Here is a 6,858-nt window from a genome sequence, read left to right on the forward strand (position 1 = left end):
GTTCTTCAAGCTCAGGAAATGTCCTGCTATCGGGCAGGAGTCACTGGGAAGCCCGCACTCTATGCGTCAGCATGAGTGCGGGAGTACGTCACGAATGTTGGGGGTTTTGGGGAGAGGCAGGCGTGCTTTCCGGCTCGGGTTTGGGGGTGGCTGGGTCTGAGGGAGACGGTTCAGAGGTTGGGCTGCCCGACGAGACAGCCACCATGGCGTGGCGAATCACCAAGTCCCCCAGCTTGTAGCCCGGTTGATATTCGACGGCCACCACATCTTCGGGGTACTCGCTGCTGGGCTGGCGGGCTATGGCCTCGTGCAGGTTAGGATCGAAGGGCTGGCCTACCGATTTCATGCGGGATACGCCCATCTTTTTCAAGCATTCCACCAGCAAGCGATAGACGCTTTGGTAGCTGTTGTGCACCTCCCGCTCGCGGTCGGTCTCCAGCTTTAACTGCTGCTGCGCCCGCTCAAAGCTATCCACCACAGGCAGGATCTCCAGCACAAATTTCTGCCGTTCTTTTTGGCTGAACTCCTCTTTTTCCCGCTGGGTACGCCGTCGGTAGTTCTCAAAATCGGCATAGAGGCGGATGTAGGACTCTTCCTTCTCTTTCAGTTGCTGGCGCGTTATTTCCAACTCCTGCTGGAGCTGCTTTAAGGTTTCGCTGAGATCCTGAGAAGCCTCAGCGCTGGCTTCGCCAGAGGAGGTGCTGGCTTCCGCTTCACGGTCTTCCAAAATCAGCTTCTCCAGCTCTGCTTCTACGTCGATTTCCTCTTCCTGGAGTTCAGGATAGGCATCTTCTGTGGGCATCGGTTGCTTTTCTTCAGCAGTCATGGGTTATGTCGACAAGCGTGATTAAGGAGCAGTAACGTCGGGTGCCGACAGTTTGGCAGTCTCAAAACCAGCGTCGCAATCAGCCAAACTGGGCTCTGTGCTGATCGTATTCTACCGACTCCTCTGCCAGCCAGTTGAGATCCCTAGTTGTTCTAGCCTACCAGCAGGCTGTCCTGGAGCTGGCCCAAGCTCTGGGGAAAGTAGATCTCGGCCAAGTTGGGAATGAGGTGCCAGTTGTGGCGGTAGATGGGCTGGATGGGGGAATGGGTGTGAATGTGGCGGGCGAGAAAGTCGCGGATGCTGTCGGCGGAGATCCAGAGGGTTTGGGCTTCTTGGAACATACTGTAGCCCCCCCCACCGCCGGCGCGGTAGTGGTTGATGGCCAGGCGAAAGGTCTGATCCGGCTGCACCGGCTGGCCGCGAAATTGTAGGGTCACCAAGCGCTCGCCTACAGGGCGGGTGAGATCGAAGCAGTAGTCGATGCCGTGGTAGAGGTCGAAGGTGTAGCCGCGGGCTTCGGGGGCGACGACAGAGGCGGGATCTGCCGGGAGATGCTCGGGATCCAACTGGCGAAAATAGCCAGCGGTCTGCTCGAGGGCGCGTCGCAAGATGTCGCCGGTGATCTCCAAGACGCAGAGGGTGTTGTCGTAAACGGTGAGGCTGTAGGCGTCTTGCAGAAAGATGGGGCCCGCTGCCAGGCCGGCACTGCTGCAGATGTTGACCAGGGAGAGTTCCGCCGAAAGGCCGGCCTCCCGTACCGCCTGCAGTTGGGCCTGATGGAGCAGCTCTGCTAGGGGGTTGGCCCCAAAACGGGCTGCCAGCCCGCCGCGATAGGCACAACGGGCCTGCCCAATGGGCTGGCGGATGTAGCGCAAGGTGGCCTGGTGGTAGGGCTCTGTCAGGGCCAGGAGTTCGGGATCGGCAGGGATCCCTTCCGCAGCCAGCAACTGGGCAGTTTTCCCGACAACTTGCCAGCGTCCGCCGTGGCGCTCCAGCTCCAAAGACACGTGGGAAAGGTGGCTGCCCCAGTAGCCGGGCTGCACCACCAGGGCCTTGGCCCCCCCCAGGCCGGCAATGGTCTGATGGGTGTGGCCGGAGAGGATGACGTCGATGCCCTCGAGCTCGGCCAGGGCCAGCAGCTCGTTTTCCCCCACCAAGCTTTTGTTGCTGGCCCAGCCGCGGCGATCCGGGCTGCGCCAGCCCTCAGGGCTGCGCAGGGGAGGCAGTTGGCTGGAACCGCTGTGCAGGATCAGCACCAACACGTCCACCTGGGGCCGTAGCAGCGACAGGTAGTGCTGGGCAGTTTCCAGCAGGGGGGCAAAGCGCAGCCCCGCAATGTAGTCGGGCCGCTCCCAGGTGTCGATGCGGGGGGTGGTCAGCCCCAGCAGGCCAACGCGGATCCCGGCCTCTTCTCGGATGAGGTAAGGGCGAAACAGCGGATCCCCGTTGTGGCGGAGAATATTGGCGCACAGGGTGGGACAGCGGAGATCGGCGGTGAAATCCTGCAGCACCTGCAGCCCAAAGTTAAAGTCGTGGTTGCCGGGGGTAAAGGCGTCGTAGCCGAGGGCGTTGAGGGCGTGGGCCATGGGATGGGGGGAGACCCGCTCCACCTGGGCATAGTAGGTGCCTAAGGGGGATCCCTGGATCGTGTCGCCGCTGTCGATGAGCAACACTGGATCCTCGCTGGCTGCTCGCACACGCTTGATCAGGGTGGCCAGCTTGGCCAAGCCATGTTCTGCAGGGATCCCGGCAAAGTAGTTCCAGGGATGCAGGTTGGCGTGGAGATCGGAAGTGTGGAGAATTGTTAACCGCATTCCAATATCATAACTGAAGCAAAAGCCGCAATCCAAGCTCCCGTTTTCTGGGGAAGGGGGCCGTCACCTCAGCAAAAACAGCACCTGCACGCAGCCCACCAAAAAACCCAACAGCCCCCCCAAGTTGACGATGGCCTGCAGTTCCTGGCGCACAATTTGCTGAATGGCCTGCTCCAGCTCAGCAGGGGAGGTGGCGTTGACTTTGTCGGCAATCACCTGATCTAAGTTCAACACGGGGATCACCTGCATCATCAGCGATTCCAGATCCCGCTCTAGGTAGCGCTCCAGGATCAAAGCCAGGTCGGCGCTGATCTGATCGATGGAGGCGATCAGCGCCTTGGAGTTGCGCAGGCGACCCAACACCAGGCTGGCCACTTTTTCCCAATCGATGCTCTCCCCCAGCCCCTTGATAACCTCTGGCCCTTGGCTGCGCAGGTAATCTTGGATCCCATCGCGCAGGGCACGGCGCAACTGACGTACGGCGGAAACCGGCAGGTTTTGCAGGGAGAGGTTCTGCAGGATCTCGGTCAGGCGGCGGGGGGCGTTGATGTCTTTGAGCAGATCTTCCAAGATGGCCTCTGCCCCTTCCGGCTCCTCCAGGCAATAGGTGCGCAGGCGCAGCAGGGCGTTTTTGAGGCCAAACAAGTTGGCCACCAGCCAGTAGGAGCCGGTGGCCCGCTCGCGAAATTCTTCATCCAAAGCTTCGATGTTGCGATCGGTGAGAAAATCCACCAGGTTCTGCCGCAACACCTTGGGGGGCAGCGCCTGCTTCAGGATCCACTCCGAAAGCTGCCGGGCTTGCTCGGCGTTGAGGCGCAGCTCTAGCAGCACCTGGTCGAACAGTTGGTTAATCGGCCCCTCCAAAAAAGTCTCCTGGCGGGCGAGCACCTTCACCAGGCGGGGCAACGACTCGTTGAACAGATCGGCCAAGATGCGCGACAGCACCTGAGCGGTTTGCTGCTGTTGCTCGGGGTTTTGCAGCCGATCCAGCGCCACCCCCAGCAGCCAGCGGATCCCTGCCTGCATGCGCTCAGTTCGCAGCAGCTTGCGGGCCAGATTGTGCAGCTCCTCTGGCGTGAGCAGGGATCCCATGATGGTCTTGGCAATCTGCTTGGCCAGGCGGGGCTGGTTCTGCGGGATCAGGCCGGGCGTGAAGGGGATGCGCCAGCCGAAAATCCGATAGGCCCGGTAGGGCCGGAAGAGCATCTTGATGGCGATGTCGTTGGTGAAATAGCCGATCACCAGCCCGGCCAGGGGGGGCACGACGTAGATCCAAAGGGCCATGGAGCAAACTTGGGGGGATCTTCTCTACTCTACCGACCCGCTCCTGCTCGCTTCTTGTCAAGGCTATTGGATGATCAGGCTCTCGCTCAGTTCCAGTTCCACCAGGGTGTTGGGCTGCAGCGTCACCACCCGGTCGATGTTGGTACTACCTGCAGCAGCACCCGCCAGGCCGCCGGCCAGGATGGGCAAAAAGCCCCATCCCCCTGTGAGCACCCCCAAGGCCAACCCGCCCGCCGCCCCATAGCCCGCCCCACGGGCGACGGTGGTGCCCACATCGGCGTTGCGATCCAACCCAACCGGGAGCAGTGCAGACTGGCCTCTAATGAGATAGGTAGAAGGGCCGATGGTGAGGCGGTTGGCCACAAAGCGGTTGCCGAGGATCTGTTTCCGCAGGTCGGCATTGTCTTCGCCACGACTGAGGGGATCCCTGGGCCTGTAAACCGGCTCAAAGGTGCCCCACACCACACTCCCTGGCGGGATCACCACCTGGCCAAAGCGATCCAGCACTGGCTCGGAGACTTCCAGGTTGGCGCTGATGGCCTGGTAGGGCTGGAAGGTGATGGGTCGGTAGACCGTAAGAGGAATACGGGTGCCGGCAGGCAGCTCGCCCCGCGCGGCCCCAGCCAGGTTCCCCCCTGGGCTGAGGTCGGGCCGCCGTTGATAGGAGTAGGCTTCGCCTGGCGGAGCTGGTCCACCTGGCGCCGCTTGAACGGGCACCACCGGAATTGGGGCCGGGCTCGGATCCCCCGGTGGGGGGAGGGGATCCCCCGTGAGGGGCATTTGCGGCACCTGAGGCACAGGCGGCAGGGCTTGCGGAGCCGTGGAGCCGGGCGGGTTGCTGAGCAGAGGCAGGGTAGGGACGGGATTTGGCTGAGGGGCTTGGGGCGTGAACTCGAACTGCTGGGCAGTGATGGGAGCGACCGCCGCAGCCCACAACACCCCACTCACCAGCCACCCAAAGCCAACCCTTTGCCACGACGGCAAAAACGGCTGCAACGCTGAGCTCATGGATCCCGTCCAGTCACAACTGGCAGTAGCTTAGCATCCTGACCAGCTCGTGCCCACTAGATGTAGTATCTAGGGGCAACCCATTGGCCTTTAAAACACCACTAAAGCCTGTTCATGGGATCCCTCTTGCCTAAGAAGGGCTGGGAGAGGGAGAAGGCAAAGGCTCCACTACAGGCTCTGGGGTGGGGGTAGGCGTTGCTGTTGCGGTCGGAGTCGCTTCCGGTGTGGGCGTGGGTGTGGGAGTCGGCGTGGGTGTTGGAGTGGGTGTGGGTGTTGGAGTGGGTGTGGGTGTTGGAGTGGGTGTGGGTGTTGGAGTAGGGGTGGGCGTTGGAGTGGGTGTGGGCTGGGCGGCCTGCACCTGGAAAGACCACTGCTGGATGGCGGTGTTGCCGCTGGTATCGGCAATTTGGACGGCAATCAAGGTCGGTCGATCGGTGGGCAGCGGCTCGGCTGGGGTGTAGGCGAAGCCGGTGCGGCTGAGCTGAGCTTGGGCGGTAACGTCCACGTTGTTCACCAGCAGGGTAAAGCTATTGAGGTCGATTCCCTGGTCATCTTGAAAGCGAGCGGAGATGGATGGGCGCGGGTTGTCGGTCACCGCTCCGTTGGGCGGCGCCAGGTCGCTGATGGTGGGGAAGGTGGTGTCGGTCACCCGACCGATGCTGATGGTTTTGTCCGGCAATCGCACCAGGGTCACCAGCCCATTCCGCTCCAGACGGGCAAATACTGGCGCTTCCGAGGCCCGGTCTTGGCTGCGGAAGGTGTAGCTGCCCTCGTATTGGCCGGGGCGGGTTTCCTGCAGGGGCAGGTTGTAGGCAATGCCGGGAATGGAGAAAGACGCCTGCGCCCCTGGCGATCCCAGCAAATACACCGTCAAGGTATCTCCCGGCTTGACGGATCCCAGCTCCTCGCGGGCAAAGAAAGTTCTCACCTCTGGGGCGGCGGGCAGCGTTTCCACCAGCGGCTCCACGGGGATATCCGGCGTGGCCAGGGGCTCAGGCGTGGGGGGGACCTGAGCCAGAAGCTCGGTGCGGATCCCTGGCCCGGGGATGGCAGCTCCCACAGGCGGGTCTAGGCTGGGCACCCGGCCCACCTTGGCCAGCGCTTGGTAGGTGAGAGCCGCCACTTCCCCCCGCGTGGCCACCGCCTGGGCATTCAGTCGGGTGGGATCAGGGTAGAGCACCAACAGACCTTCTTGAACTGCTGTCGCGATGGGGGCGCGGGCAAAATTGGGAACCAAATTGGCATCGGTAAAGCCGGACAGAATGGCTTCAATTTGACCGGGATCCTCGAGGAGCCTGCCGTTGGTGGCGGCGCGGGTCAGAACGGTGATGGCCTGGGCGCGGGTGAGGACATCGTTGGGACGGAAGGTGCCGTCGGGAAAGCCGGAAACCAACCCCGCTGCTGCCGCCGCGCCGATGGAGGGAGCTGCCCAACTGGGAATGGGATCGGCAAAGGGGCGCACAGGGACGTTGGTATCTAGCCCAAAAGCTTTGGTGACGATAACGGCAAACTGGGCCCGCGTAATCGACTCGTTGGGGCGAAAGGTGCCGTCTGGGAAGCCGCCGATGATCTGCCGCTCATTGAGCCCGGCGATGTACTGGGCGCCCCAGTAGGTGCTGATATCGGAAAGTTGCGCCCAAACGGGATCCGCAACCAGCAACAAACTGCCCCAGCTCGCTATCACGGCTGCCGCCTTCCAACTTTGCCAAAGAGAAAACTCACGCATCCCCTACAACTCCTCGCTACCTGCTAGAAAGGCTCTAAGAAAAGACATCGGCCCAAACAATCAACAATCGAAGAAGAGCCGGATGGAGCATGACTCTAGTCAATAATATGCTGGACTATACTGAAAATAATGCCCAGTATGTTCAGTATGGCTGCTTGGTATGGCTAGGTATGTAAAACCGAGAGAAGCGGCGGATTATT

The 6,858-nt window shown here is 61.7% G+C and carries 5 protein-coding genes; all 5 read right to left on the bottom strand.

Features of this window, described 5'->3' with window-relative positions; translation table 11 throughout:
• Nucleotides 1-88 precede the first annotated feature (88 nt).
• The gene (grpE, locus tag ACVW0R_RS13300; RefSeq protein ID WP_228375447.1) at nucleotides 89-826 is read right to left on the bottom strand and encodes a nucleotide exchange factor GrpE; all 738 of its coding nucleotides are present in this window, start codon (nucleotides 824-826) and stop codon (nucleotides 89-91) included.
• A 152-nt stretch (nucleotides 827-978) separates the two neighbouring features.
• The gene (locus tag ACVW0R_RS13305; protein WP_011429855.1) at nucleotides 979-2,640 is read right to left on the bottom strand and encodes a bifunctional metallophosphatase/5'-nucleotidase; all 1,662 of its coding nucleotides are present in this window, start codon (nucleotides 2,638-2,640) and stop codon (nucleotides 979-981) included.
• 63 nt (nucleotides 2,641-2,703) lie between these two features.
• Entirely contained in the window at nucleotides 2,704-3,924 is a 1,221-nt protein-coding gene (locus ACVW0R_RS13310) for a DUF445 domain-containing protein (RefSeq protein ID WP_457502191.1), read from the bottom strand.
• A 63-nt stretch (nucleotides 3,925-3,987) separates the two neighbouring features.
• Nucleotides 3,988-4,932 (bottom strand): hypothetical protein, encoded by a 945-nt coding sequence (locus tag ACVW0R_RS13315; RefSeq protein WP_168173639.1) that lies wholly within the window; start codon nucleotides 4,930-4,932, stop codon nucleotides 3,988-3,990.
• A gap of 130 nt (nucleotides 4,933-5,062) precedes the next feature.
• Entirely contained in the window at nucleotides 5,063-6,658 is a 1,596-nt protein-coding gene (locus tag ACVW0R_RS13320) for an S-layer homology domain-containing protein (protein WP_414401804.1), read from the bottom strand.
• Nucleotides 6,659-6,858: the final 200 nt, after the last annotated feature.

It is taken from the genome of Thermostichus sp. MS-CIW-15 (genome assembly GCF_054060575.1).

Excerpts from the sequence above, each read along its gene's own strand:
- grpE (WP_228375447.1), bottom strand. The coding sequence starts at position 826 with ATGACTGCTGAAGAAAAGCAACCGATGCCCACAGAAGATGCCTATCCT.
- ACVW0R_RS13320 (WP_414401804.1), bottom strand. The coding sequence starts at position 6,658 with ATGCGTGAGTTTTCTCTTTGGCAAAGTTGGAAGGCGGCAGCCGTGATA.
- ACVW0R_RS13310 (WP_457502191.1), bottom strand. The coding sequence starts at position 3,924 with ATGGCCCTTTGGATCTACGTCGTGCCCCCCCTGGCCGGGCTGGTGATC.
- ACVW0R_RS13305 (WP_011429855.1), bottom strand. The coding sequence starts at position 2,640 with ATGCGGTTAACAATTCTCCACACTTCCGATCTCCACGCCAACCTGCAT.
- ACVW0R_RS13315 (WP_168173639.1), bottom strand. The coding sequence starts at position 4,932 with ATGAGCTCAGCGTTGCAGCCGTTTTTGCCGTCGTGGCAAAGGGTTGGC.